Below are 24,111 nucleotides of genomic sequence, written 5' to 3'. Positions count from 1 at the left end.
GCCCGCAAGCGCGGGAGAAAACCAATGATCAGATATTGAAGCCGAGGGCCCGCATCTGGTCCTTGCCGTCGTCAGTGATCCGTTCCGGACCCCACGGCGGCATCCATACCCAGTTCAGGCGCCAATCGTCAACAACTCCGTCGAGGGACTTGCCAACCTGCTCTTCAAGCACGTCCGTCAGCGGGCAAGCCGCTGTTGTCAGTGTCATGTCGATCAGGAGGGCGCCGTCCTCGTCCGAGTACTTGAGGCCGTAGAGGAGGCCAAGATCCACAACATTGACACCGAGTTCGGGGTCAATGACGTCCTTGAGCGCTTCCTCAACGTCCTCGAGGCTGGTGCGCGCCGCGTTGATTTCGGTCATGAAACGATCCTAACTAGGCCTGGACGGCAGGAGCAACGGCAACGCCGGCGCCCGGTGCGTAGCGGTCGTAGCCTTCTTCTTCGAGACGGTCGGCGAGCTCCGGGCCGCCTTCCTCAACAACCTTGCCGTCAACGAAAACGTGGACGAATTCCGGCTTGATGTAGCGCAGGATGCGGGTGTAGTGGGTGATGAGCAAGGTGCCCATGTTTCCGGCCTCGTGCGCGCGGTTTACGCCTTCGGAGACCACCTTCAAGGCGTCCACGTCAAGGCCGGAGTCGGTCTCGTCCAGGATGGCGAACTTCGGCTTGAAGAGTTCAAGCTGGAGGATCTCCACGCGCTTCTTTTCGCCGCCCGAGAAGCCTTCGTTGACGTTGCGCTGGGCGAAGTCGGCGTCGATACGCAGCTGCTGCATGGCAGCCTTCACGTCCTTGGTCCACGTACGCAGGGCCGGTGCTTCGCCGTCGATCGCGGTCTTGGCGGTGCGCAGGAAGTTGGTCATGGTCACGCCGGGGACCTCAACCGGGTACTGCATGGCCAGGAAGAGGCCGGCGCGTGCACGCTGGTCAACGCTCATGTCCAGAACGTTTTCGCCATCAAGGGTGATGCTGCCGCTGGTGACCGTGTAGCGCGGGTGACCGGCGATGGTGGAGGCGAGGGTCGACTTGCCCGAGCCATTGGGGCCCATGATGGCGTGGGTTTCGCCGGTCCTGATGGTCAGGCTGACGCCCTTCAGGATCTCCTTGGTGCCCTGCTCCGTCTCAATGCTGACGTGCAGGTCCTTGATCTCAAGAGTAGACATGCTCTTCTTTCTTTTCGTTCGTAAGTCTGGCGGTACTGGGTGCTCAGTAGTTCTCTACCGAGGCACCGTTCACAACGTTGGTCACGTCCACGTAGACGTCGTCGCCATCGATGGTGACGGCGAAAACAGGTACGGGATCGTAGGCGGGCAGCTGGAGGGGTTGTCCGCTGCGGAGGTCGAACTGGGAACCGTGTCCCCAGCACTCGATCGCACAGCCTTCAATTTCGCCTTCGGACAACGAAATATCCGCGTGCGAGCAGGTATCGCCGATGGCGTGGATCTCGCCCATGGAATCCCTGACGATCGCTACGGGATAGTCATCGATGAGGACCCGCAGGGCCTGCTTGACCTGGATGTCATTGGCGTTGCACACCAGTTCACCCTTGGTTTGTTCACTCATGCTTGTCCGGACTGCCTGTCTTGGTTGATGGTCGTCGTTAGTTGTCGGTCGCGGCGAGCTCGCGCTCGACAGCTTCCGTCAGGCGATCTTCGATGGCCGGTACGTTGATCTTCTGGATGATCTCGTTCAGGAAGCCACGAACCACAAGCCTGCGGGCCACTTCTTCCGGAATACCGCGAGCCATGAGGTAGAACAGGTGCTCGTCGTCGAAACGGCCTGTGGCGCTGGCGTGGCCCGCGCCGGCAATAAGGCCGGTCTCGATTTCCAGGTTCGGCACGGAGTCGGCGCGGCAGCCATCGGTCAGGACCAGGTTCTGGTTCTTCTCGTAGCTGTCGGTACCTTCGGCGTTCTTCTGGATCAGGACATCGCCCACCCATACGGTGTGAGCACCCTTGCCCTGCAAGGCACCCTTGTACAGCACGTTGGATACGCAGTTCGGCTGACCGTGGTCAACGAACGTGCGGTGCTCAAGGTGCTGGCCGGCGTCGGCGAAGTACAGGCCGAACAGTTCGACTTCGCCGCCCGGGGCAGCAAAGCGTGCTGTAGGGGTGACGCGGATGAGGTCGCCACCCAGGCTGACCACGATGTGCTTGAACTTGGCGTCGCGGCCGATCTTCGCCTGCTGGGAAGAAGCGTGGACGGAATCGTCGTTCCATTCCTGCAGGGACACGACCGTCAGTTCTGCGCCGTCCTCAAGGATGATCTCCACGTTCTCGGAGACAACGGCAGAACCTTCGTGGCCCAGAACCAGGACACCCTTGGAGAACTTCTCCGCTACCACAACGATGTGCTGTGCAGCGGCGTCGGTTCCGGCGCCGGTGAGGGTGACAGTGATCTCCGACTCGAGGGAGGTCTCAGCGGGAACCGTGACGATTGTGGCTTCCTTGAAGCCGGCCCAGGCGTTCGCCGAAACACGGTCCTCCGGAATACCGGCCGAACCGATGCGGTGATCATCGCGACCGACGGTTTCGACCCTCACGCCGGCAGGTGCCGAAACGGTGACAGCCGGAGCCGTGCCCGTGAGGGCTTCGGAGTGCAGGCCGCGGAGGCGGCGAAGCGGAGTAAAGCGCCAGTCCTCTTCGAGCCCCGTCAGGGCCTTGAAATCTTCAAGGGTGTAGGAGGTAAGGCGTCCGGCGCGTGAGCTGTCCGGAACGCCGACGCCGCCACCGTGGGAGTGGCTCTTGGCCGAAGCGCCTGCCAGCGGACCAGCGGAAGGCTGCTCCGACGTCGTGCTGGTGTTCGTTCCAGTGTTGACGGGCGAGAGGTTCTCGCCTTCCTCGGTGAAGCCGTCGATAAAGGGCTGTGCTGAGGGCGCGCCGATGCGGGCCTTTTCAGTAGTGATATCAGTCATTGTTAACCGACGGATCCTTCCATCTGAAGTTCAATCAAGCGGTTCAGCTCGAGGGCATATTCCATGGGCAATTCACGGGCGATCGGCTCGATAAAGCCGCGCACGATCATGGCCATGGCCTCGTCCTCCGGCATGCCGCGCGACATCAGGTAGAAGAGCTGTTCTTCACTGACACGGGAAACGGTTGCCTCGTGACCCAGCACGACGTCGTCCTCGCGGATGTCGATGTACGGGTACGTGTCCGAGCGTGAAATGGTGTCCACCAGCAGCGCGTCACAGCGGACCGTGTTGGCTGAGTGCTTGGCACCCTCACGAATCTGGACCAAGCCGCGGTAAGCCGCGCGGCCACCGCCACGGGCAACGGACTTGGAAATGATCGAGCTCTTGGTGTTCGGAGCAATGTGGACCATCTTGGAGCCGGTGTCCTGGTGCTGGCCTTCGCCGGCGAAGGCGATCGACAAAGTCTCGCCCTTGGCGTGCTCGCCAACAAGGTAGACGGCCGGGTACTTCATGGTCACCTTGGAACCGATGTTGCCATCGACCCACTCCATGGTGGCGCCCTCTTCGCAGATGGCGCGCTTGGTGACGAGGTTGTACACGTTGTTGGACCAGTTCTGGATGGTGGTGTACCGGACGCGGGCGCCCTTCTTGACCACGATTTCCACAACGGCCGAGTGCAGCGAATCCGAGGTGTAGATCGGAGCCGTGCAACCTTCGATGTAGTGAACGTAGGAGTCCTCATCGGCGATGATCAGCGTGCGCTCGAACTGACCCATGTTTTCCGTGTTGATGCGGAAGTAGGCCTGGAGCGGGATGTCGACGTGCACTCCCTTGGGCACATACACGAACGAACCGCCGGACCATACAGCCGTGTTCAGCGACGCGAACTTGTTATCACCCACGGGAATGATGGTGCCGAAGTACTCCTGGAAGATCTCAGGGTGTTCGCGCAGGGCGGTGTCGGTGTCCAGGAAGATAACGCCCTGGGCTTCCAGGTCCTCGCGGATCTGGTGGTAGACAACCTCGGACTCGTACTGGGCAGCGACGCCCGAGACGAGGCGGCTGCGCTCAGCTTCCGGAATGCCCAGCTTCTCGTAGGTATTCCGGATGTCCTCGGGAAGGTCTTCCCACGTTGCCGCCTGCTTTTCGGTGGAACGCACGAAGTACTTGATGTTGTCGAAATCGATGCCTGAGAGGTCTGCACCCCAGGTAGGCATGGGTTTGCGGTCGAAGTACTTCAAGCCTTTCAGGCGCAGATCGAGCATCCATTCGGGCTCGTTCTTCTTCGAGGAGATGTCGCGGACGACTTCCTCGTTGAGGCCACGACGGGCATTGGCGCCTACGTCGTTCTTATCGGCCCAGCCGTACTCGTAGTTTCCGATACCGTGCAGTTCGGGATTCTTCTCCAGAATCTCCGAGATCACAGTGCCGTCGGCTACCGCTTTCTCCGCTGTTCCTTCAGCTATTTGACCCGTCATCACGGCCTTTCTTGCTGGTTGTTAGATTCCTGATACGGGTTCTTGGACTGCACTTCGGCGCCTGGGGGCACCGTGGCAGCCAAACGCCCGGTAGGTATATGGGTGGTGCATACATGCCCGCCCTGCGCGAGCGTGGAGAGACGCCGGACGTCCACTCCCACCAAACGGGAGAAAACCTTGGTCTCGGCATCGCAAAACACCGGGAATTCCGCGGCGAGGCGCTGGATGGGGCAGTGTCCTTGGCAGAGCTGCACGCTGGACAATGCCGCAGGCAAGGGGGGCTTGGCTTCAATCGAATGGGCGGAAGCAACAAAGCCGTCCCTGCTCAAAGCCTTCGACAACGCCATGGCCCGCGCGGTGATGTCGTCGCCTGCTGCCTGGACTTCAGGTGCGTAGCGGCGCTCCATGTCCGCAAAACGCTCTTCGGCGTACTCGCGGACAGCGTCCTCACCGGCGAGTTCCTGGAGGCGCCGGAGCGCTGAACTTGCGATATTAAGGTAGTCGTCGCCCAGCTTGGACTGTCCTTGCGAACTGAGCACGTAACGGCGTGCGGGGCGGCCTGCGCCGGAACCCGCCTTGGCTACCCTCTTGACTTCGATGACGCCGCTGCGTTCCAAATGGTCGAGGTGTCGGCGGACGGCAGCCGGGGTGAATCCCAAAAGGTCCCCGAGTTCGGCTGCGCTGACTGGCCCATTCTCGAGGACGGCACTCAGGACACGGTCACGGGTGCGGTCATCCGCGTCCGGCAGCGAGGGCGAGGCAACGAAAGCCTCTGCCGCTGCAGCATGCCGCTTGGCGGGCATGGAAACTGGACTGCTCATGGAATACACAACACAATCATGTCGTAATTTGTTTCACGCATCCAGTAAGGCAAGACTGACCTTGGTTCCCCGCCAAGTGTGACCGTACTACTTCACGTAGAATACTTTGGTGCGATCACCCGAATCTCCAGTCCTCAGCATAGAGGGACTCATCAAGGATGTAGGCCCCCTGGCCTCCCTCGACGGCAAAATGCTACGTGTGGTCAGTGGACTGTCCCTCGTGGCTGAGCGCGGGCAAGTAACCGCCCTCCTGGGTGCCAACGGGGCCGGAAAGACCACCACCCTCGAATGCGCCCAAGGCCTGCAGAAGCGAACAGGCGGGAAGATCTCACTGCTGGGTGCAGACCCGGATACCGCGGGGGCTGAGCTGCGTTCCCGGGTAGGTGTGATGCTTCAGGACGGTGGCCTGCCGCCGTCGGCCCGTCCCATCCCGCTGTTGCGGCACGTGGCCGGCATGTACAACAACCCGATGAACGTCGATGCCCTGGTGGAGCGGCTCGGGATCAACCAGTTCAGCAGGACTGGTGTTCGGCGGCTCTCCGGCGGCCAAAAACAACGGTTGGCTTTGGCAGCGGCACTGGTGGGCAACCCGGAGATCCTGTTCCTGGATGAGCCCAGTGCCGGCCTTGATCCGCAATCGAGGCAGATGGTTTTCGAACTCATTGCGGAACTGCGGGACGCCGGTATGGGCATTGTCCTCACAACGCACCTGATGGACGACGCCGAGCGGCTGGCAGACTACGTCTACATCATCGATGGCGGCCACAACGTGGCGGAGGGGACGGTGGCCGAGCTCCTGAGCCATGATCACTCCACGGACGCTGCTGCTTCGGACCGGACACTGTACTTTGACGCGCCCCCCGGGCTCGACTTCACAGGAGTGGTCGGTGCCGGGCTCCACATCTCGGAGTCCCGTTCCGGAAGCTACGCCGTTACCGGCGCCATCACTCCCGCTGACCTGGCCGCGCTGACGGCCTGGTGGGCAGAACGGAACATCATGCCGGCCTCGTTGCGCTTGGAATCGCGAAGCCTGGAAGACGTGTTCCTCGATATCTCCGGAAGGGACCTCCGATGAGCCGGCTTCTCACTCCCAACGCAGGGCCGGCTTCCCTGCCGCGTCGGATCGTGCAGCAGGGGCGCTACGAAACAATCACCATGCTGCGGAACGGCGAACAGCTGATCCTCGCCATCGTCCTGCCCCTGATGGCGCTGGTGGGTCTGGTAGTCACTCCCCTACTGGATGGCTTGGGCCCTTCACGCGTCGATACCGCCACCCCGGGCATCCTGGCTCTTTGCGCGATGTCCACGGCCTTCACCGGACAGGGCATTGCTACGGGCTTTGATCGCCGGTACGGCGTTCTCCGTTTCCTTTCGACCACCCCGCTTGGCAGGGGCGGACTCATTGCGGGCAAGATTCTTGCTGTCTTGGTGGTCCTTTTCCTCCAGGTATTGGTGGTGGGAGCTGTGGCCGGCTTCCTTGGCTGGCAGCCGCGTCCGGAGGCCTGGCTTCCGGGCCTTGGCCTTCTGGTCCTTGGCGCAGCCGCCTTCACGGCACTCGGTTTGTTGGTGGCAGGCACGGTGAGGCCCGAGGCTACCCTGGCCATCACCAACTTGCTCTGGATCCTGCTCGGTGCGCTGGGCGGAATCGTTGTTCCGGCCGATCGTCTGCCGGAAGCACTGCAGGGCATTGTGCATTTCCTGCCTTCGGGAGCACTGGGGCAGGGGCTGCGTGATGCGTTCCTGCTGGGCACCATCGCCCTTCCGGCCGTCCTTATCCTCTTGCTGTGGACTGTTCTGGCCGGCGCCGCAGCTATCCGCTGGTTCAAGTGGAACTAACCAAATCCGAGCAGAACTGAGAAGTGAGATAACTGTGAGCACGGCTTCGCGCCTCCCGAAAACCGTCCAGCAATGGACGTCCAAACTTCCTACCGAGGTCAACGCGACCGTACGTCGACTGGCGTTGCTGTCGCTTATTGGGCAGACCATCCTGGTGGTAACCGGAGGTGCCGTGCGGCTCACCGCTTCGGGCCTCGGCTGCCCCACCTGGCCCCGCTGCACCAGCGATTCCCTGGTCAATACGCCGGAAATGGGCATTCACGGCTTCATTGAGTTCGGCAACCGCCTGCTCACCTTCGCCCTTGCCGCCGTCGCCGCGTTGATGCTGGTGTACTTGTGGAACCTCCGCAAGCAGCGCCGTGATCTCTTCATGCTTGCCCTCGGCCTCCTTGCCAGCATCCCTGCGCAGGCCGTCATCGGCGGGATCACTGTCCTTTCCAACCTGAACCCCTGGGTTGTTGGCCTGCACTTCCTGGTCTCCATGGCGCTGGTGGTCTTTGCGACCCTGCTGGTCAACCGGGCTTACGGGCGCACGGGCCGTTTCATGAACCGGACCCTGCCCGCACTTCCCGCACTAACGCGTCCTGTGATGATGGCGGTTGCCGTGTTCGCAGCGCTTTCGGTGATGCTCGGCGTCGTGGTTACAGGAGCCGGCCCGCACGCCGGAGATGCCGATGCACCCAGGAACGACCTCGACTGGGACCTCTTCTCCCACATCCACGCGATTCCTGCCTACCTCATCACAGCGGGTACTTTGCTGGCCGTGTTCCTGGTAGTCCGGCGCAGGATCAACGGTCCGTTCCGCACCGCCGCCTACCTGTTGCTCGGTGTCACCCTGCTTCAGGCGGTTATTGGCTTCACGCAGTATTACAACGGTATTCCGGCGCTTTTGGTTGGCGCGCACATGCTGGGTGCGGCACTGCTCATGAGTGCTGCCACCAACGCGGCCGATGTAGCCGGGCACAGTCCGGTTAGCTAGCCGCGAATCAACTGTGCGGGGTCGGCCCTGGATGCAACGAGGGCAGGGTACGCGGCAGCGATGGTGCCGCTCAGTGTGCCTGCGCCAATTCCCCACAGTGCGGCAAACCAGGGAATAACGGGAATCCAGCCCTCACCCGCCGCGTAGGCAAGGACGGCTCCCATGCCGATAGCGGCCCCCGCTGCTCCGCCGATCGCCCCCAGGATGGCTCCTTCCAAAAGAAACATGCTGCCCAGGGGCCCGCGCCGCATACCGAGTGCCCGCCGCAAGGCGATCTCATTGAAGCGCGCCGTCACTCCGAGGTACATGGTGGTGCCGGCGCTGAGGCAGGCTATGGCCAAAAGGACTGCCGAGACTATCGCTACGAGTCGGCCAAGATCGGAGTTGATACCTTGCCGGAGTTCACGAAGATCCGCCACAGTTTCAACCTGGACGGAACCGGTATCGACCGGGTTCAACGCCTTGGGAAGTGCCTCGGCAACCGCGGCCGGCATCCCCGGGTCGGTCCGGAGAACCAGGCTCGCAGCCATCCTGTCCGTCACCGGATAAGAGCCCACGCCTACCACCACAGCCTCTGCGAGGATGGGATCCCGCCCCGGGTCGGCGATGAGGCCCACCACCGGGACGGGTTGCCCATAGAGCCAGACGACGACGCCGGGCCCAGGCTTCCCGATGCCGAGATCCTGCGCGGCCCCCTCGCCCAGGAAGGCCACAGGTCCGCCGAAGGACTGATCGAGCAGCGCCGGGTCACCGAAGGAAACCTTGGCCCCTTGTATGTTCAGGTACCCGGAGTCGGCAACCCTGACTGCTCCACCAAATATGGGCTGGTCGGAAAGGGAACCTGGGCGGAACGTCGACGGCATCACAACCGAGGCTGATAGATCGGCGACAATTCCGCCCCCACGGACTCCGTTGAGCTGTTCAGCCCGTTCGAGATCCGAGTTGACCGCGTCCCACGACGGGTACCCGCCTTCGCGGCCGGCCCTGACCTCATCGCTGGCTGCTGCGTCAATGCGGGTGGCCACCTTTATAGCGGCGCTTTCGCTGAGGCCTATGGCTGCAACCAATCCACCGCTTCCAATGAGGAAGGCCAGTATCAGCAGCAGCGCCTTCGCTGGACGTCCGGTGAGGGCTGAGATCGCCTCTGCGACGAGATCCGTGAACTCACTCGTGCGATGGCGCTCAAGGGCATGGCTGAGTTGAGGCTCCTCAACGTTCTTTCCCACGATCTGGCGTATCGATGGACCGGTGTCGCTGATCACCATGCCGTCGCGCATCGTAATGACACGGTCTGCCGATGCAGCAATGCCTGGATCATGGGTGACCATCACAACCGTGGTTCCGCCGTCGTGCAGTTCCCGCAAATGTTGGAGCACTATGGCGCCGTTGGCGGTGTCCAGACTTCCGGTCGGCTCGTCTGCAAGGACGACATCCGGAGCCCCGACGACAGCACGAGTGATAGCGAGCCTTTGCCGTTCGCCACCAGAAAGCATGGCGGCTGGTGTGGCGATGCGATGGTCGAGACCAAAACGCGAGAGTTGTGGTCCCACAAGCGCTTTCTGGTGCGCCGGCTTGATCCCCCGTGCACGCAGGCCCAGGGCCGCGTTGCGCGCCGTTGAGTCGCGGCCCACCACATGGGAATCCTGGAACACGAAACCAAACGTGCGTGCCCGGCTTTCGGCGCGTTGCCCCTCGGTGTAGCCCGCTATGTCAGCGCCTCGAACCAGGTAGGCGCCGCTAGACATCGTATCCAGCAGTCCCAGGATGTTCAGGAGCGTAGACTTTCCGGAGCCGGAGGGCCCAACTATCGCCACAAACTCCCCCGCATGGATATCCAGGTCGATGCCATCGAGAGCCTTTGCTCCTGGAAACGAACGGGAGACACGACGCAGGCTCAGCAGCGGTGGCTGGCCGGCAGGCGCGTCCGTCAGCTGGTCCTTCACCATTGCCCGATCATGGGAGCCGGACATGATCGCCGACGGCAACGTCGCTACCGTCTGCGATGGCGGCCCACCCATCAGCTTGGCCTGTGACGGTGACGTCAACGCGTCGGACATCGGAACCGGATTCCACATCAACGAACGCAGTGCCTGACTCTTGGCGGATGGCGATCAGCGGGACGGCCAGCGAAGTGGGTGCGTCCGCCGTCGCAGTGACTGTCACGGTTTGACCGGGTGCAAGTCCCGCAGTCCCGGGAACCAGCGGCAACGTGACGTCCTTGCCTGGGATGTCGCTGCTGTCAGGGGCGCCGGGGATGAAAGCGCTGATCCCGGATACTTTCGTGTCGAGCGTTGCCGAACCGGCGTGGACAGTAACAGGGGCTCCCACGGGGAAGGACTCGGCCTGGAGCACGTCGGCACGCGCAACGATGGTGTCCTCTGCAATGGTCACGTTGGCGACGATGCCTTCCTCGCCGAGGACAGTTCCCGGTTGTGCGATGGAAGCGATCGTTCCGGCATCACCGGGAACCTGAACGAACTCCTGCCAGCGGAAGATGACACCCGAGGTGGAGGGGGCTTCGCCCCCAGTGCCGTCAGCGGCTGCGGTGGGCGCTTTTGAGCCAGCAGCCCGGTACCAACTGGAGAGCGCCAGCTGGGTTCCGGCGTCGAAAGTCCCGGTGGCTGGCGCAGCGAATCCAAAGGCGGTGAGCGCCTCTTGAAGGCCTTTGACGTCGGGCCCGGACTGGCCCGGCGATATGTCCCTGAAGAGTGGGACGCCGGAGGGCAGGACGAGAAGCGGGCGGCCGGAGACGACGGCCACGAGTTGCCCCGGGACGAGCTCATCGCCGGCCGATTTGGCAGTCGAGGTGACCACCAGGCGGGCAATTCCGACGCCGGCGGTCGCCTTGATGGCCGACTGTGCGCCGGCAACTACCTTGCCGGACAGGATGACTTGCTTGGTGACGGCACGCCGTTCCACTGCCGCAGAGACAGGCACCGTCTCTTGGGTGGCCTGGGGTGATTCTTCCCCCGCTGCTGACGATATGCCGGCCCAGTAGGCTGCGCCCAGCCCGGCAAGGACAAGGACCAGCACCAACGGAACGAGCCACCACCGCTGAATGCGCCTCATTGCCGAGTTAAGTTGGGCTTCGGAGTTTTGCATGGTGTCAGAGCCTGGCATCGGCCACGCCGTGATCCCTCAACACCTGTTTGGCCCGTTCGACGGATGCAGCCTTCTGGCTGGCGACTTCATTGAGCTCGGCCTGATGGTCTTTCATTTGCGCGGCCTCGTACTGGGCGAGAATGTCATAGGGCTTTCCCGCTCCCCCGCTGGCGTCTTTGCAGTCAAGGTCAAGTAATGCCATACGGATTTCCTCCTCTTTGGACCCTCCGCCGTTGAAAGACCATGAATTCGGGCTCGAAAGCTTTAGTCCTTTGGCCGCCACGCACTCTTCCCATGAACGCCGATATGACAGGTACTCGGGATCTCGATCAGTCAAGGCCAGGGAAGTTTGAACTATCCGGTTCTGAACGGACTGATCTCCAGCCAATCCTTGGAGGAGCTCCGGAAAACCCGCCCGCCCAACTGAGCTGTAGCATCCTAATTCCGCCTCCTGTTGTCGTGCAGTGACGGGTGATCGCTCGGGCTGTGCGTCCAGCACACCTGGGATTTTGCGGATCTCCGGGCTGGAACCGTTCCTCGCGGCAATGGATCGGGACCACTGACCGTAGCTGCGGTCCTGAAGTGCCTTACCGTCGCCACCTCGGGGAGACGCGGCGAAACCGGCATCTTCGACGCAATCGTAGATAAGGAAGGCGACCGCCGTGTTGACGATGACATTCTCTCGATCCGAGTACCAATAGCTGCTCATGGGAAGGATGACTTCGCCGGTGGCCTCATTGAGAGAGGCCCTTGCCCCCGCTCCGTCAGAACGGTCGACGACCGGCAGTCTGCCATCGGGGCCGGGGTCTGGCGGCGGGGCTGTTGGTACTGAACAAGCTGTCCCCCACATAACCAGGACCGTGACGATGACAGCAAAGCCCGCAGCCAGACCTCGGGTCTTCAAGAACTCAGCCCCAAACACTTGAGATTTCGTCATCCCAATTCACGCCGGGGACCATGGCACTCCCACGCAGGTCATTCATTGCGTTGCCGCCACGGAAGATGATGGCGTGGCCGTCGTAGTTAGCATCCCGATAGAAGTACACGTAGGGAGACGCCCAGTCTGAGGGCGGTCCAACTACCAAGGAACTCGCCTTGTCATTTGCCGAGTCGCCGACGTACGACGTCACCCAGCCGTAGGTGCGATTGGTTCCCGTAAACCAATAATCGTCGTACAAGCACACCCGGGCCGTGGAGCAGGCAGGAGCGGCTTGAGCTGCGCTCACTCCCGTCAGGACCGAGGCTGACGCTACTGCCAAAACACCAGCTGTTCGAAGTGCAGCTTTCATGATTTTCCCCAATGTTTGAGTTGGACCGGAACAACGTTGTTCCACAACGAACGTTAGGCCTCCCGAAGGGGCACCTAGTCGCGAATAGGCTCATCTAGGTGGTGATTCCATCAAATTTGAGTGGTCAGATCGCCAAAAATAGGTAGTGTCTGTCCACCGTCTAGGTGCTCACCGTCGTTCGACCTTTGTGGGGATGTGAGCGAGCGTTTGGGTGAAGGGGTGGGGATGTGAGAGAGCGTCGGGTGGAAGGGGTGGGGATGTGAGCGAGCGTTTGGGTGAAGGGGTGGGGATGTGAGCGAGCGTCGGGGGCGCGGGAAACGGAACGACGCCGGCACCCAGGTGAGTGCCGACGTCGTCAAGGCGTCCTGCCGGATTGAGTGGTGGACTTAGCCGCCGATGATGGGTGAACCGATGAACGGATCCACTGCCAGCGCGATGAAGAGCAGCGTCAGGTAGCTGATGGAACCATGGAAGACCTTCATGGCGCCCTTGTTGGAGACGTCGCCGCCTTGCGCACGCTTGTAGAGGGCGTGGCTTTCGTAGAGGAACCAAGCCCCGGCTGCCACAGCGATGATGGTGTAGACCCAGCCGGCCCCTCCCACGGGGATCATCAGCAAGGAGCAGGCAACCATGGCCCAGGCGTAGAGGACAACCTGCACGGAAACCACCTTGGCGCCAGCGATGGCTCCAAGCATGGGTACGTTGGCGTTGCGGTAGTCCTCGCCGTAGCGCATGGACAGCGGCCAGTAGTGCGGCGGCGTCCACAGGAAGATGACCATGAACAGGACAATGGCCGGCCATTCAACCGTGTTGGTCACAGCTGCCCACGCGATAAGGACGGGGAAGCAGCCCGCGGCGCCGCCCCAAACGATGTTCTGGGCGGTACGGCGCTTCAGGATCATGGTGTAGATGACCACGTAGAAAACGATGGCTCCAAGGCCGAGCCACGCCGAAAGGGGGTTTGCGCCGAACCACAGAATGGCGATCGACGCTGCGCCCAGGACCCAGGCGAAGACCAGCGCCTCGCGCGGGGTCACTTCGCCCGTTACCAGGGGCCGCTTCTCGGTACGGTGCATCAGTTTGTCGATGTCGCGGTCGATGTAGCAGTTAAAGACCCCCGCGCTGCCGGCTGCGAACGCGCCGCCTACGAGGGTCGCAAGGATCAGGCCGATGGAGGGGAAGCCGCGCTGGGCGAAAATCATGGTGGGCAGGGTGCTGACCAGGAGCAGTTCGATCACTCGGGGTTTGGTCAGTGCCAGATACGCCTTTAACTTACGGGAAGTTCCGATGCTTCCCCGGGCCGGGGAAGCGTTGACGGGCGTATCAGTTGTGCTCACGGCGGCAGTCACTCTGTTCTATGCTCTGGGGTTCTCGCAGCGGATGCCGTCCCGGTTGTCGAAAGCAAACGCGGGCGCATGAAACGCTGGTGGCCTCCAAATATCATACCGTGGCCGGAAGTGGCCCGATGTCCGAAAAATACGTCAATGTTTCAGAATCTTCACTGCGCCCGGAGGCAATCGTGATTCATATAAGGGAATTTCTGTCCAGTTAGTGGGATTCCCTGAGTTCCACGACACGTTTGGGGCTAAGCTGTTGACCAGAACAGCACACGTTGATCATCCGGGAAACCGTATTCTCGGATATCCGTGGGTCTGGATGAGAGATCAACGTTTCAATGGTGAACGGCTGGTAGACACATTGCAGCGGGCGCCATCCTGTGCTTCCTGCGTGCCGTGTCCGTACGCCTGCCGTCAGCACAGAGAGGGGCTCGGTTTTCGTGCCACATTTGGAAGAGCAAGAACTGTCATGGACCGATCTGGACAAGAAGGCTGTTGACACGGTTCGCGTGTTGGCTGCTGATGCCGTGGAGAAGGTCGGCAATGGCCACCCCGGTACGGCGATGAGCTTGGCTCCGGCAGCATACTTGCTGTTCCAGAAGCTGATGCGTCACGATCCGAAGAACCCGGATTGGTTGGGCCGTGACCGGTTCGTCCTGTCCCCCGGTCACACGTCGTTGACCCTTTACATCCAGTTGTTCCTTTCCGGTTATGGCCTGGAGTTGAAGGACCTTGAGGCTCTGCGTACTTGGGGTTCGTTGACCCCGGGCCACCCTGAGTACAAGCACACCGCGGGTGTGGAGATCACTACCGGCCCGCTGGGCCAGGGCCTGGCGTCGGCTGTTGGGTTCGCTTACTCGCAGCGTCGCCAGCGTGGATTGTTCGACGCCGATGCTCCCGCGGGCGAATCGCCTTTCGACCACACCATCTGGGTCATCGCCTCCGACGGCGACCTGCAGGAAGGCGTGACGTCCGAGGCGTCCTCGCTGGCAGGCCACCAGGAACTGGGCAACCTCGTCGTGATTTACGACGAGAACCACATCTCCATTGAAGATGACACCGACATCGCGTTCACCGAGGACGTCCTGAAGCGCTACGAGGCGTACGGCTGGCACACCCAGCGCGTTGACTGGACCAAGACCGGCGACTACGTCGAAGACGTCCAGGAACTCTACTCGGCCCTGCAGGCTGCGAAGGCTGAGACCAACAAGCCGTCCATCATTTCGCTGCGGACCATCATTGGTTACCCGGCCCCGAAGAAGCAGAACACGGGCAAGATCCACGGCTCGGCCCTGGGTGCTGAGGAAGTCGCCGCGTTGAAGAGCGTGCTTGGTTTCGATCCGGCCAAGTCCTTCGACGTCGACGAAGAGGTCCTGGCGCACGCCCGCAAGGTCCTGGACCGCGGTGCCGAGTCCCGTGCTGCGTGGCAGTCCTCGTTCGAGGCCTGGCAGTCCGCCAACCCGGACGCCGCAGCCCTGCTGGAGCGTGTTGAAGCCAAGAAGCTCCCCGTGGGCATCGATGCTGCCCTTCCGGTGTTCGAAGCGGGCAAGGACGTCTCCACCCGTGCGGCTTCGGGCAAGGTCCTGAACGCCATCGGCCCGGTCCTTCCGGAGTTGTGGGGCGGTTCGGCTGACCTTGCGGAGTCGAACAACACCACGATCGAAGACTCGCCCTCGTTCATCCCGGTCTCGCGTTCAACGGACGCGTGGAAGGGCAACCCGTACGGGCGTGTGCTGCACTTCGGTATCCGTGAGCACGCTGCGGCGTCGATCGTGAACGGTATTTCCCTGCACGGCCGTACCCGTGCGTTCTCCGGTACGTTTCTGATCTTCTCCGATTACCAGCGCCCGGCCATCCGCCTCGGCGCGTTGATGGGTGTCCCGTCCCTGTACGTGTGGACGCACGACTCCATCGGCCTGGGCGAAGACGGTCCCACCCACCAGCCGGTCGAGCAGCTCGCCTCGTTGCGTGCGATCCCGGGCCTGGACGTCGTCCGTCCCGGTGACGCGAATGAAGTCTCCGCCGCGTGGAAGGCCATGCTGGAGAACCACCAGAACCCCGCCGGTATTGTGTTGACCCGCCAGAACATCCCCACCTACGCCCGCGGCGAAGGCGAAGCCACCGGGGACACGTTCGGTTCCACCGCTGGTGTGGCCAAGGGCGGCTACGTCCTGGCCGAGGCCTCCAAGGACGGCGAAACCGTTGACGCGCAGGTCATCCTGATCGGCACCGGCTCCGAAGTCCAACTCGCCGTCCAGGCCCGCGAAGCCCTCCAGGCTGAAGGCATCGCTGCCCGCGTTGTGTCCATGCCGTGTGTTGAATGGTTCAACAAGCAGGACGAGGCCTACCGCGAATCCGTCCTCCCGGCCTCCGTGAAGGCCCGCGTTTCGGTTGAAGCCGGCCTGGCGCTGGGATGGCGCGAATTCGTCGGCGACGCCGGCCGCTCCATTTCCCTGGAACACTTCGGCGCTTCGGCTGACTACAAGCGGCTCTTCAACGAATTCGGCATCACAGCCGAAGCCGTCGCGGCCGCCGCCAAGGACTCCCTCGCAGACGCCACCGCGTAAGCGCCTGATACCTCACAACAGGAGAAATCACATGTCTACAACTCCCACACAGCAGCTTTCCGACGCCGGTGTTTCGATCTGGCTCGACGACCTTTCCCGCACCCGCCTGGAAACAGGGACGCTGCAGAAGCTCATCGAGGAAAAGAACGTCGTTGGTGTGACCACCAACCCGTCGATCTTCCACGCCGCCATTACGGCAGGCACGGACTATGACGCCACCATCGCAGCCAAGGCCGCGGCCGGGGCAAGTGTTGAAGAGACCATCTTCGAAATCACCACCACCGACGTCGCTGACGCCTGCGATCTGTTCGCACCCGTCGCCGCGGCGACCAACGGTGTGGACGGCCGCGTTTCCATCGAGGTGGACCCCCGCCTTGCCTGGGACACCGAGGGCACCATCGCCGAGGCCAAGAACCTCTACGCGAAGGTCAACAAGGACAACGTCCACATCAAGATCCCGGCAACCCTCGAAGGCCTCGAAGCCATCACCGCGACCCTGGCCGAGGGCATCAGCGTCAACGTGACCCTGATCTTCTCCCTGGAGCGCTACCGCGCGGTCATCAACGCCTTCCAGACCGGTCTGGAGCAGGCCAAGGACAACGGCCACGACCTCTCCAAGATCCACTCCGTGGCCTCGTTCTTCGTTTCCCGCGTGGACACCGAGATCGACAAGCGCCTTGACGCGATCGGCACCGACGAAGCAAAGGCACTCAAGGGTAAGGCCGGCGTCGCGAACGCACGCCTGGCCTACCAGGTCTACGAAGAGCTCTTCTCCACCGAACGCTGGGCAGTGCTGGCCGAAGCCGGCGCCCTCCCCCAGCGCCCGCTCTGGGCCTCAACCGGCGTGAAGGACCCCGCTTACCCGGACACCCTGTACGTCACCGAGCTCGTCGCAGCAGGCGTGGTTAACACCATGCCCGAGAAAACCCTCGACGCGACCTTCGACCACGGCGTTGTCACCGGAGACACCATCACCGGCACCTACGACGAAGCCAACGAAACCCTCAACGCCCTCGAAGCACTCGGCGTCTCCTACAACGACGTCGTCGCCCTCCTCGAAACCGAAGGCCTCGAGAAATTCGTCGGATCCTGGAAGGAACTCCTCGCCGACGTCGAAGGCGCCCTCGCCACCGCACGGAAGGCTTCCTAACCCACTATGAGCACAATCAGCTACGACGCCAGCGGTGCTGCCCAGCAGGCCATCGCAAAGCACATTGACGGCTTGGTCGAAGAGAAGGTCGCCACGCGGATTTTCGCCAAGGACCACACGCTGTGGGGCCCTGACGCGGAATCCGAGTCCGCGATCCGCCTCGGCTGGGTCGAGGCCGCCACGGTGTCCCAGCCCTTGGTTGAGGGCATCCTGGAACTTCGCGATGCCCTCCGGGCCGAAGGCGTTTCACGCATTGTCCTTTGCGGCATGGGTGGGTCGTCCTTGGCACCTGAGGTTATTGCCGGTACCGCCGGCGTCGAGCTGACTGTGCTGGACAGCACCGACCCTGAACAGGTCAGTGCTGCCCTGAGCGACCGGCTGGCGGAAACGGCCATCGTCGTTTCCTCCAAGTCCGGTTCCACTGTGGAGACCGACTCGCAGCGCCGGGTTTTCGAGAAGGCGTTCAACGACGCCGGTATTGATGCCAAGAGCCGCATCATCATTGTTACGGACCCGGGGTCACCCTTGGACAAGGCGTCCCGGGAAGCCGGTTACCGCGCAGTGTTCAACGCCGATCCCAACGTGGGTGGACGTTTCTCTGCGCTCACCGCTTTCGGATTGGTCCCCTGTGGACTCGCCGGCGTGGACATCCAGGCTTTCCTGGACGAAGCAGAAGAGGCCGCTGAAATCCTCAACGAGGACTCCTCTGACAACATCGGCCTGGCCCTTGGCATTGCCCTTGGTGGTACCAGCCCCCTGCGCAACAAGATCGTCATCGCCGAGGACGGCTCGGGAATTGTTGGCTTCGCCGATTGGGCCGAGCAGCTCATCGCAGAGTCCACGGGCAAGCTTGGCACCGGCGTTCTTCCGGTCGTTGCCGGCCCGGATTCGCCTGAGGCGCTTAACGGAGCCGACGACGTCCTGGTGGTTCGGCTGGTAGGCGCTGATTCCGACGTCGAACTTCGCGAAAACGAAGTGGCCATCGCCGGTGGGCTGCCTTCCCAGATGTTCGTTTGGGAATTCGCTACCGCAGTTGCGGGTCGCCTGCTGGGCATCAACCCGTTCGACCAGCCCGACGTCGAGGCCGCCAAGGTGGCTGCGCGCGGCTTGCTGGACGCCCGTCCTGAGCCCACGCCGGCGGCCTTCACCGATGGCGTAGTGGAAGTTCGCGGCGGTGACTGGCTCGGCTCCGCTGACTCGGTAGCCGGCGCCGTCCAGGCCCTGCTGGGCCAGCTTGGCCCGGACGGTTACTTGAGCGTCCAGGCTTACCTTGACCGCATCTCGCACGCCCCGCTTGAAGGGATTCGCGACGAACTCGCAGCTGTCAGCGGGCGTCCGGTGACCTTCGGTTGGGGTCCGCGGTTCCTGCACTCCACAGGACAGTTCCACAAGGGCGGACCCGCCATTGGCGTGTTCCTGCAGATTACTGCGGCATCGTCCACGGACCTTGAGATTCCTGAGCGCCCGTTCACCTTCGGGCAGCTCATCGCCGCCCAGGCGTCCGGTGACGCCCAGGTCCTTGAAGGCCACGGCCGCCCCGTGCTGCGCCTGCACCTCACCGAGCGGGCAGCGGGCGTAGCCCAGCTTCAGGAAGTCGTCGCTGCGTTGGCCGCCCAGGCCAGCACACTCGAAAGCTAAGGCACACAGACAAACATGCCAGAAACTGAAAACGGCAGGAAGAACGGCGGCCTGCGGAACCCCTTGCGGGATCCGCGGGACCGCCGCCTGAACCGCATTGCCGGGCCGTCGTCCTTGGTGTTCTTCGGAGTCACCGGCGACCTCGCCCGTAAGAAACTCATGCCTGCGGTCTATGACCTGGCCAACCGTGGCCTGCTGCCGCCGAGCTTTGCGCTGGTCGGTTTCGGGCGCCGCGAATGGGACAACGCCGACTTCGCGGCAGAGGTCAAGGAAAACGTCAAGGCCCACGCTCGCACCAAGTTCGACGAAGCGGTCTGGGAGCAGCTCGCTTCCGGCATCCGGTTTGTCCAAGGTGAGTTCGACGACGACGACGCCTTCGAGCGTCTCGGCGACGTCCTGGACGAATTGGACGAGACCCGCGGCACCCGGGGAAACCACGGTTTCTACCTGTCCATCCCGCCGAAGGCCTTCGAACAGGTTTGCCGGCAGCTGTCCAAGCACGGCCTGGCGCAGGCGCAACCCGGTCAGTGGCGCCGCGTGGTGATCGAGAAGCCCTTCGGGCATGACCTTGAATCCGCACGCCAGCTCAATGACATTGTTGAGTCCGTCTTCCCGCCCGATGCCGTCTTCAGGATTGACCACTATCTGGGTAAAGAGACGGTCCAGAACATCCTGGCCCTTCGCTTCGCAAACCAGTTGTTCGAGCCCCTCTGGAACGCCAACTACGTTGACCACGTACAGATCACCATGGCCGAAGACATCGGCACCGGGGGTCGCGCCGGCTATTACGACGGCGTGGGTGCAGCCCGCGACGTCATCCAGAACCACTTGCTGCAGCTTCTGGCGCTGACGGCCATGGAAGAGCCGATTTCGTTCAATGCGGACGACCTGCGTGCTGAGAAGGAAAAGGTCCTGGCTGCGGTCAAGTTGCCTGAGGACCTCTCCACCCACTCGGCGCGGGGCCAGTTCACTGGTGGTTGGCAAGGCGGCGAGGAGGTCCTTGGCTATTTGGACGAGGACGGTATCCCCGCCGATTCCAAGACCGAGACCTACGCTGCCATTCGCGTGGACATCAACACCCGCCGCTGGAACGGAGTTCCGTTCTACCTGCGTGCCGGAAAGCGCCTGGGCCGGCGCGTCACCGAGATCGCGGTGGTATTCAAGCGCGCGCCGAACCTGCTCTTCCGTGACCACGGAGAGGACGATTTCGGGCAGAACGCCGTGGTGATCCGTGTCCAGCCCGATGAGGGTGCCACGATCCGTTTCGGTTCCAAAGTCCCCGGGACGCAGATGGAAGTCCGCGACGTGACCATGGACTTCGGCTACGGGCACTCCTTCACCGAGTCCAGCCCTGAAGCCTACGAACGACTCATCCTGGACGTGCTCCTGGGCGAGCCGCCGCTCTTCCCGCGGCACCAGGAAGTGGAACTGTCCTGGAAGATCCTGGACCCGTTCGAGGACTACTGGGCCGGGCTGGATGAGCAACCGCAACCTTACGCACCAGGCAGCTGGGGACCGGCATCCGCCGATGCGCTTCTTGCCCGTGACGGACGAACCTGGAGAAGGCCATGATCGTAGATCTTCCCGATACCACTACCTCCAAGATCTCCAAGAAGATCATGTCGCTGCGCGAACAGGGCGGCGTGATTGCCCTGGGCCGGGTGCTGACCCTTGTGGTGGTGACCAAGTCGGGCCAGGAAGAGGAAGCCATCGAAGCGGCCAATGAAGCCAGCCGGGAACACCCGTGCCGGATCATTGTCCTTGCCGATGCCGGCGCTGAAGGCCCCGACCGCCTCGACGCCCAGATCCGTGTTGGTGGCGACGCCGGCGCGTCTGAGGTCATCGTGCTTCGCGGTCACGGCCACATGGCCCACGAAAGCGAATCCCTGGTGGCCGCCCTCCTCCTGCCGGACGCGCCGATCGTTGCCTGGTGGCCGCACGGCGCCCCGGAGAGCGCTTGCGAAACCTCGATCGGCCGCATCGCCCACCGTCGCATCACGGACTCGGCCAACGAGCCCGATCCCCGCCTTGCACTGGAGAACATCCGGGCCACGTACAAGGCCGGCGACACCGACCTCGCATGGACCCGCCTGACCAACTGGCGCATGCAGCTTGCTGCAGTCTTTGACCAAGTGGACGGAGATCCTGTTTCAGCCGTGGCAGTAGAAGGCGCTTCGGACTCCCCCAGCACCCTTTTGCTGGCCGCCTGGTTGAGCTTGGCGCTGCAGGCGCCCGTGACCATCGTCGCGGACCCTGCAGGCACCGGCATCCGCCGTGTCAGGCTGACCCGCGCCAGCGGTGACGTCCAGCTGTTCCGCCCGGGGCTGTCCGTGGCGGAGCTGACACAGCCGGGCCAGCCGGCGCAGCGTATCACTCTTCCCCGCCGAAGCCTCAAGGATTGCCTCGCCGAGGAACTCCGGCGGTTGGATCCGGACGAAGTCTTTGGAGAAGTGATTACGATGGGACTTCCACTTACCAGCCAGAGGAGAGTCCAGACCAGTGCACGCTGAGCCAAGAGTAAGCATCCACCCCGACTCAAAGGTGTTGATGGCCGCCATCGCGGCCCGTCTCATCACCAAACTAGTGGATGTCCAGGACAAGCACGGCGAGGCCACGGTGGTCCTCACAGGCGGCACGGTGGGCATCGGCACACTGAAGGCCGTGGCCGACTCTGCCGCGGCTCCCGCCGTGGATTGGTCGAGGGTCAACTTCTGGTGGGGTGACGAACGGTTCGTTGCCGCTGACAGCGATGACAGGAACACGCGCCAAGCCCACCAAGCACTGTTGTCGCACTTGAACGTAGACCCGGCGCGGGTCCACGAGCCGGGGTCAACGGATCAATTCGCCACGGCGGCCGAGGCAGCAACGGCCTACGAGGAAGAACTCAGGGCTGCCGCGGAGGCAGAACACGCCGCGGACATGTCTGATGACAGGCCTGAACAACCCGGCAACCTCCCGCGGTTCGACGTCCTGCTCCTCGGAGTAGGACCTGATGCGCACATTGCCTCGCTCTTTCCGGAGCAAGGCGGTATCCGCGAGAAGAGCCGCACCGTGGTGGGTGTCGAAAATTCGCCCAAGCCCCCGCCGTCGCGCATTTCCCTGACGCTGCCCGCCATCAACACTGCCCAGGAGATCTGGATGGTAGTGGCAGGCGAAGACAAGGCCGGCGCCGTAGGCCTGGCTTTGGCCGGAGCCAATCCGGTCCAGGTTCCCGCAGCCGGCCCGGCAGGCCGCGCCAGGACCCTGTGGCTTATCGACGAAAACGCGGCCTCACGTGTCCCCCAGCAGCTGGTCCGAAAGGATCCCGCGGGCGCGTAACCGCTCCAACGCTCCAGCCAGGACCACTTCAGCGTCCTGGCTGGAGCGTCTTTCTTTAACGTAATCAAGATGGGATTTGAAGAGCTCATCATCAGGCCTTGCCGCAGCAGGGCTCTCGGGATCGCGCGACGCGGGCATTCCGCATTTGGGGCAGTCCCACGTCCGGGGAATCTGTTCGTCCGGCAGCTTAAGAAAAACAAGCCGCGTTTCGTGTCCCTTTGCACACCAATAGGGAACGCGAATACGCGGCAATTGTTCGCCTTGGCCGTGGTCGCTGTGATTTCCAGGTCCGGATCCCTGGACCACACCCACGCGGGTGCCCCGATAACCTGGCGTGCCATGAACCATTTTCGAACCCCTAGCGACTCGGTGGTCGGCCGTCACGGCCCGCTGGCCTTAAAGCCAACAGGGTCAGTCTAATGCGAGGGGCCCGACGGCGGCACTGGTAGTTCGGTGCCTGTCCGTACACAAAAAATGGGGAGGCTCCCCTATGGGAACCTCCCCGCCCGACGTCGACTAGGAGTCGCCGCCGGAAGTGAAGCGCATGATGAGTCCCAACCCGATGATGACGACGCCCCATGTGACACCAAGAATGATGGTGAAGCGGTTCAGGTTGCGCTCTGCCACGCCCGAGGAACTCAATCCCGAGCTCATTCCGCCACCGAACATGTCGGACAAACCGCCACCACGTCCCTTGTGCAGGAGAATGAGCAGCGTCAGCAGAAGGCTGGTGATGGCCAGCAGGATCTGCAGGATGACTTGAAGAACGTCCACGACGGCCTTTCGAAGAAGCGGAAAACGGGAGCCGGACTAGTCCGTGACGAGGTGGCTCTCGAACCTGACAATGTTAGCAAATTCAGCGGGGTCCAGGCTGGCGCCACCCACAAGGAGTCCGTCAACGTCGCTTTCGGCCATGATGGCAGCGGCATTGTTGGCCTTGACGGAGCCCCCGTACAGCAGGCGTGTCTTGGCCGCGACGGCGTCATCGAAGAGCACAGCGAGTTCGGCGCGGATGGCGGCGCACATTTCCTGGGCATCCTCCGGGCCGGCTACCTCGCCCGTTCCGATGGCCCACACGGGCTCATAGGCTACGACAAGTTCAGCGGCCTGTTCGGCAGTCAGTCCCTCAACACCGGCACGCAGCTGGGTAAGTGTGTGCTGCACGTGGGTGCCGGCCTGGCGGATTTCGAGGCCCTCGCCCACGCAGAGAACAGGAGTTAGGTCATGACGGAAAGCTGCCTTGACCTTGGCGTTCAGGACCTCGTCTGATTCGTTGTGGATGGTCCTACGCTCGCTGTGTCCAACCAGGACGTAGGAGCATCCCAGCTTGTTGAGGAACTGGCCCGAGATGTCTCCGGTGTAGGCGCCGGAATCAAACTGCGAAAGATCCTGTCCGCCGTAAACGACGTCGAGTTCGTCGCCCTGGACAAGCGTCTGGACACCGCGGAGGTCGGTGAAAGGCGGGAAGACTGCGACCTCGACACGGCTGTAGTCGTGCTTCGCGTCGGACAGGGTCCACGCGAGCTTCTGCAGCAAGGTGATGCCTTGCACGTGGTCCATGTTCATCTTCCAGTTACCGGCGATGAAGGGCTTCCGGACAAAGTTGCCGTTGGCGGAGGTAGTCACATGTACTCCAAAAGAATGCGTTGGGATGTGGAACGGCCGGCAGGACGCAGTGGCGTCCT

Annotated in this window: 23 protein-coding genes; 9 read left to right on the top strand and 14 right to left on the bottom strand. The window is 62.7% G+C overall.

All coding sequences use genetic code 11. The annotated features are described in order from the left end of the window. Positions 1-28: 28 nt before the first annotated feature. Genes PJL15_RS04890 through PJL15_RS04865 form a run of 6 tightly spaced genes read right to left on the bottom strand, consistent with a single transcriptional unit; the run spans position 29 to position 5,210 of the window. Positions 29-361 (bottom strand): metal-sulfur cluster assembly factor, encoded by a 333-nt coding sequence (locus PJL15_RS04890; protein ID WP_018777579.1) that lies wholly within the window; start codon positions 359-361, stop codon positions 29-31. A gap of 13 nt (positions 362-374) precedes the next feature. Beyond that, on the bottom strand, positions 375-1,160 hold the full coding sequence (sufC, locus tag PJL15_RS04885) for a Fe-S cluster assembly ATPase SufC (RefSeq protein WP_281450083.1): 786 nt from the start codon (positions 1,158-1,160) through the stop codon (positions 375-377). Between the two features lie 43 nt (positions 1,161-1,203). Continuing rightward, complete coding sequence (locus tag PJL15_RS04880) at positions 1,204-1,560, bottom strand: non-heme iron oxygenase ferredoxin subunit (protein ID WP_281450082.1); 357 nt, start codon at positions 1,558-1,560, stop codon at positions 1,204-1,206. A 37-nt stretch (positions 1,561-1,597) separates the two neighbouring features. Then, on the bottom strand, positions 1,598-2,911 hold the full coding sequence (gene sufD, locus PJL15_RS04875) for a Fe-S cluster assembly protein SufD (protein WP_281450081.1): 1,314 nt from the start codon (positions 2,909-2,911) through the stop codon (positions 1,598-1,600). 2 nt (positions 2,912-2,913) lie between these two features. Beyond that, positions 2,914-4,389, bottom strand: a complete 1,476-nt coding sequence (gene sufB / locus PJL15_RS04870; RefSeq protein WP_281450080.1) for a Fe-S cluster assembly protein SufB — start codon at positions 4,387-4,389, stop codon at positions 2,914-2,916. Beyond that, on the bottom strand, positions 4,389-5,210 hold the full coding sequence (locus tag PJL15_RS04865; RefSeq protein ID WP_281450079.1) for a helix-turn-helix transcriptional regulator: 822 nt from the start codon (positions 5,208-5,210) through the stop codon (positions 4,389-4,391). Before PJL15_RS04865 ends, sufB begins: the two co-directional genes overlap by 1 nt. A 109-nt stretch (positions 5,211-5,319) precedes the next feature. Between PJL15_RS04865 and PJL15_RS04860 the strand changes: the two genes are divergently transcribed. The 3 genes from PJL15_RS04860 to PJL15_RS04850 are packed head-to-tail and all read left to right on the top strand — an operon-like array spanning position 5,320 to position 8,025. Next, a complete protein-coding gene (locus tag PJL15_RS04860; protein WP_281450078.1) occupies positions 5,320-6,285 on the top strand; it encodes an ABC transporter ATP-binding protein in 966 nt (321 codons plus the stop codon). After that, entirely contained in the window at positions 6,282-7,046 is a 765-nt protein-coding gene (locus tag PJL15_RS04855) for an ABC transporter permease (protein WP_281450077.1), read from the top strand. Before PJL15_RS04860 ends, PJL15_RS04855 begins: the two co-directional genes overlap by 4 nt. Positions 7,047-7,080: 34 nt before the next feature. Then, entirely contained in the window at positions 7,081-8,025 is a 945-nt protein-coding gene (locus PJL15_RS04850) for a COX15/CtaA family protein (RefSeq protein ID WP_281450076.1), read from the top strand. Here the strand turns inward: PJL15_RS04850 and PJL15_RS04845 are convergent. The 5 genes from PJL15_RS04845 to PJL15_RS04825 all read right to left on the bottom strand — a co-directional run bounded on the left by PJL15_RS04845 (position 8,022) and on the right by PJL15_RS04825 (position 13,765). Continuing rightward, on the bottom strand, positions 8,022-9,971 hold the full coding sequence (locus PJL15_RS04845; RefSeq protein ID WP_281450075.1) for an ABC transporter ATP-binding protein/permease: 1,950 nt from the start codon (positions 9,969-9,971) through the stop codon (positions 8,022-8,024). The two genes, PJL15_RS04850 and PJL15_RS04845, sit on opposite strands and share 4 nt — an antisense overlap. Before the next feature lie 7 nt (positions 9,972-9,978). Then, the gene (locus PJL15_RS04840; RefSeq protein ID WP_281450074.1) at positions 9,979-11,127 is read right to left on the bottom strand and encodes a peptidoglycan-binding domain-containing protein; all 1,149 of its coding nucleotides are present in this window, start codon (positions 11,125-11,127) and stop codon (positions 9,979-9,981) included. A 4-nt stretch (positions 11,128-11,131) separates the two neighbouring features. Next, positions 11,132-11,836: a hypothetical protein gene (locus PJL15_RS04835; RefSeq protein ID WP_281450073.1), complete on the bottom strand. Its 705-nt coding sequence runs from the start codon at positions 11,834-11,836 to the stop codon at positions 11,132-11,134. Between the two features lie 199 nt (positions 11,837-12,035). Continuing rightward, a complete protein-coding gene (locus PJL15_RS04830; protein WP_281450072.1) occupies positions 12,036-12,416 on the bottom strand; it encodes a peptidase inhibitor family I36 protein in 381 nt (126 codons plus the stop codon). Positions 12,417-12,802: 386 nt separating this feature from the next. Beyond that, on the bottom strand, positions 12,803-13,765 hold the full coding sequence (locus PJL15_RS04825) for a heme o synthase (RefSeq protein ID WP_281450071.1): 963 nt from the start codon (positions 13,763-13,765) through the stop codon (positions 12,803-12,805). A 428-nt stretch (positions 13,766-14,193) separates the two neighbouring features. Between PJL15_RS04825 and tkt the strand changes: the two genes are divergently transcribed. From tkt to pgl, 6 genes are read left to right on the top strand one after another with little or no spacing between them, the layout of a single operon-like run. Beyond that, on the top strand, positions 14,194-16,320 hold the full coding sequence (tkt, locus tag PJL15_RS04820) for a transketolase (RefSeq protein WP_281450070.1): 2,127 nt from the start codon (positions 14,194-14,196) through the stop codon (positions 16,318-16,320). A 31-nt stretch (positions 16,321-16,351) separates the two neighbouring features. Next, positions 16,352-17,470 (top strand): transaldolase, encoded by a 1,119-nt coding sequence (tal, locus tag PJL15_RS04815; protein ID WP_281450069.1) that lies wholly within the window; start codon positions 16,352-16,354, stop codon positions 17,468-17,470. Between the two features lie 6 nt (positions 17,471-17,476). Then, a complete protein-coding gene (locus PJL15_RS04810) occupies positions 17,477-19,108 on the top strand; it encodes a glucose-6-phosphate isomerase (RefSeq protein WP_281450068.1) in 1,632 nt (543 codons plus the stop codon). 15 nt (positions 19,109-19,123) lie between these two features. Beyond that, positions 19,124-20,680, top strand: coding sequence for a glucose-6-phosphate dehydrogenase (zwf, locus tag PJL15_RS04805; protein WP_281450067.1), 1,557 nt, complete (start codon positions 19,124-19,126; stop codon positions 20,678-20,680). Further along, a complete protein-coding gene (locus PJL15_RS04800; RefSeq protein ID WP_281450066.1) occupies positions 20,677-21,618 on the top strand; it encodes a glucose-6-phosphate dehydrogenase assembly protein OpcA in 942 nt (313 codons plus the stop codon). Before zwf ends, PJL15_RS04800 begins: the two co-directional genes overlap by 4 nt. Beyond that, positions 21,608-22,426: a 6-phosphogluconolactonase gene (gene pgl, locus PJL15_RS04795; RefSeq protein ID WP_281450065.1), complete on the top strand. Its 819-nt coding sequence runs from the start codon at positions 21,608-21,610 to the stop codon at positions 22,424-22,426. Before PJL15_RS04800 ends, pgl begins: the two co-directional genes overlap by 11 nt. Here pgl and PJL15_RS04790 read toward each other — a convergent pair. From PJL15_RS04790 to tpiA, 3 genes are all read right to left on the bottom strand, one after another. Further along, the gene (locus PJL15_RS04790; RefSeq protein ID WP_281450064.1) at positions 22,379-22,774 is read right to left on the bottom strand and encodes an RNA polymerase-binding protein RbpA; all 396 of its coding nucleotides are present in this window, start codon (positions 22,772-22,774) and stop codon (positions 22,379-22,381) included. The genes pgl and PJL15_RS04790 overlap by 48 nt on opposite strands. Before the next feature lie 168 nt (positions 22,775-22,942). Further along, on the bottom strand, positions 22,943-23,200 hold the full coding sequence (secG, locus tag PJL15_RS04785; RefSeq protein ID WP_018777559.1) for a preprotein translocase subunit SecG: 258 nt from the start codon (positions 23,198-23,200) through the stop codon (positions 22,943-22,945). A gap of 36 nt (positions 23,201-23,236) precedes the next feature. Then, on the bottom strand, positions 23,237-24,052 hold the full coding sequence (gene tpiA / locus PJL15_RS04780; protein ID WP_281450063.1) for a triose-phosphate isomerase: 816 nt from the start codon (positions 24,050-24,052) through the stop codon (positions 23,237-23,239). Between the last annotated feature and the right edge of the window lie 59 nt (positions 24,053-24,111).

The organism is Paenarthrobacter nitroguajacolicus (assembly GCF_029952445.1).
Classification (GTDB): Bacteria; Actinomycetota; Actinomycetes; order Actinomycetales; family Micrococcaceae; genus Arthrobacter; species Arthrobacter nitroguajacolicus_B.
This window is presented reverse-complemented; position numbering and strand designations above follow the sequence as displayed.

Bases quoted from the DNA above. Each gene is read 5' to 3' on its own strand.
- PJL15_RS04890 (WP_018777579.1), bottom strand. From the start codon at position 361: ATGACCGAAATCAACGCGGCGCGCACCAGCCTCGAGGACGTTGAGGAA.
- sufC (WP_281450083.1), bottom strand. From the start codon at position 1,160: ATGTCTACTCTTGAGATCAAGGACCTGCACGTCAGCATTGAGACGGAG.
- PJL15_RS04880 (WP_281450082.1), bottom strand. From the start codon at position 1,560: ATGAGTGAACAAACCAAGGGTGAACTGGTGTGCAACGCCAATGACATC.
- sufD (WP_281450081.1), bottom strand. From the start codon at position 2,911: ATGACTGATATCACTACTGAAAAGGCCCGCATCGGCGCGCCCTCAGCA.
- sufB (WP_281450080.1), bottom strand. From the start codon at position 4,389: ATGACGGGTCAAATAGCTGAAGGAACAGCGGAGAAAGCGGTAGCCGAC.
- PJL15_RS04865 (WP_281450079.1), bottom strand. From the start codon at position 5,210: ATGAGCAGTCCAGTTTCCATGCCCGCCAAGCGGCATGCTGCAGCGGCA.
- PJL15_RS04855 (WP_281450077.1), top strand. From the start codon at position 6,282: ATGAGCCGGCTTCTCACTCCCAACGCAGGGCCGGCTTCCCTGCCGCGT.
- PJL15_RS04845 (WP_281450075.1), bottom strand. From the start codon at position 9,971: ATGGTGAAGGACCAGCTGACGGACGCGCCTGCCGGCCAGCCACCGCTG.
- PJL15_RS04840 (WP_281450074.1), bottom strand. From the start codon at position 11,127: ATGCAAAACTCCGAAGCCCAACTTAACTCGGCAATGAGGCGCATTCAG.
- PJL15_RS04835 (WP_281450073.1), bottom strand. From the start codon at position 11,836: ATGAGCAGCTATTGGTACTCGGATCGAGAGAATGTCATCGTCAACACG.
- PJL15_RS04830 (WP_281450072.1), bottom strand. From the start codon at position 12,416: ATGAAAGCTGCACTTCGAACAGCTGGTGTTTTGGCAGTAGCGTCAGCC.
- tal (WP_281450069.1), top strand. From the start codon at position 16,352: ATGTCTACAACTCCCACACAGCAGCTTTCCGACGCCGGTGTTTCGATC.
- PJL15_RS04810 (WP_281450068.1), top strand. From the start codon at position 17,477: ATGAGCACAATCAGCTACGACGCCAGCGGTGCTGCCCAGCAGGCCATC.
- zwf (WP_281450067.1), top strand. From the start codon at position 19,124: ATGCCAGAAACTGAAAACGGCAGGAAGAACGGCGGCCTGCGGAACCCC.
- PJL15_RS04800 (WP_281450066.1), top strand. From the start codon at position 20,677: ATGATCGTAGATCTTCCCGATACCACTACCTCCAAGATCTCCAAGAAG.
- PJL15_RS04790 (WP_281450064.1), bottom strand. From the start codon at position 22,774: ATGGTTCATGGCACGCCAGGTTATCGGGGCACCCGCGTGGGTGTGGTC.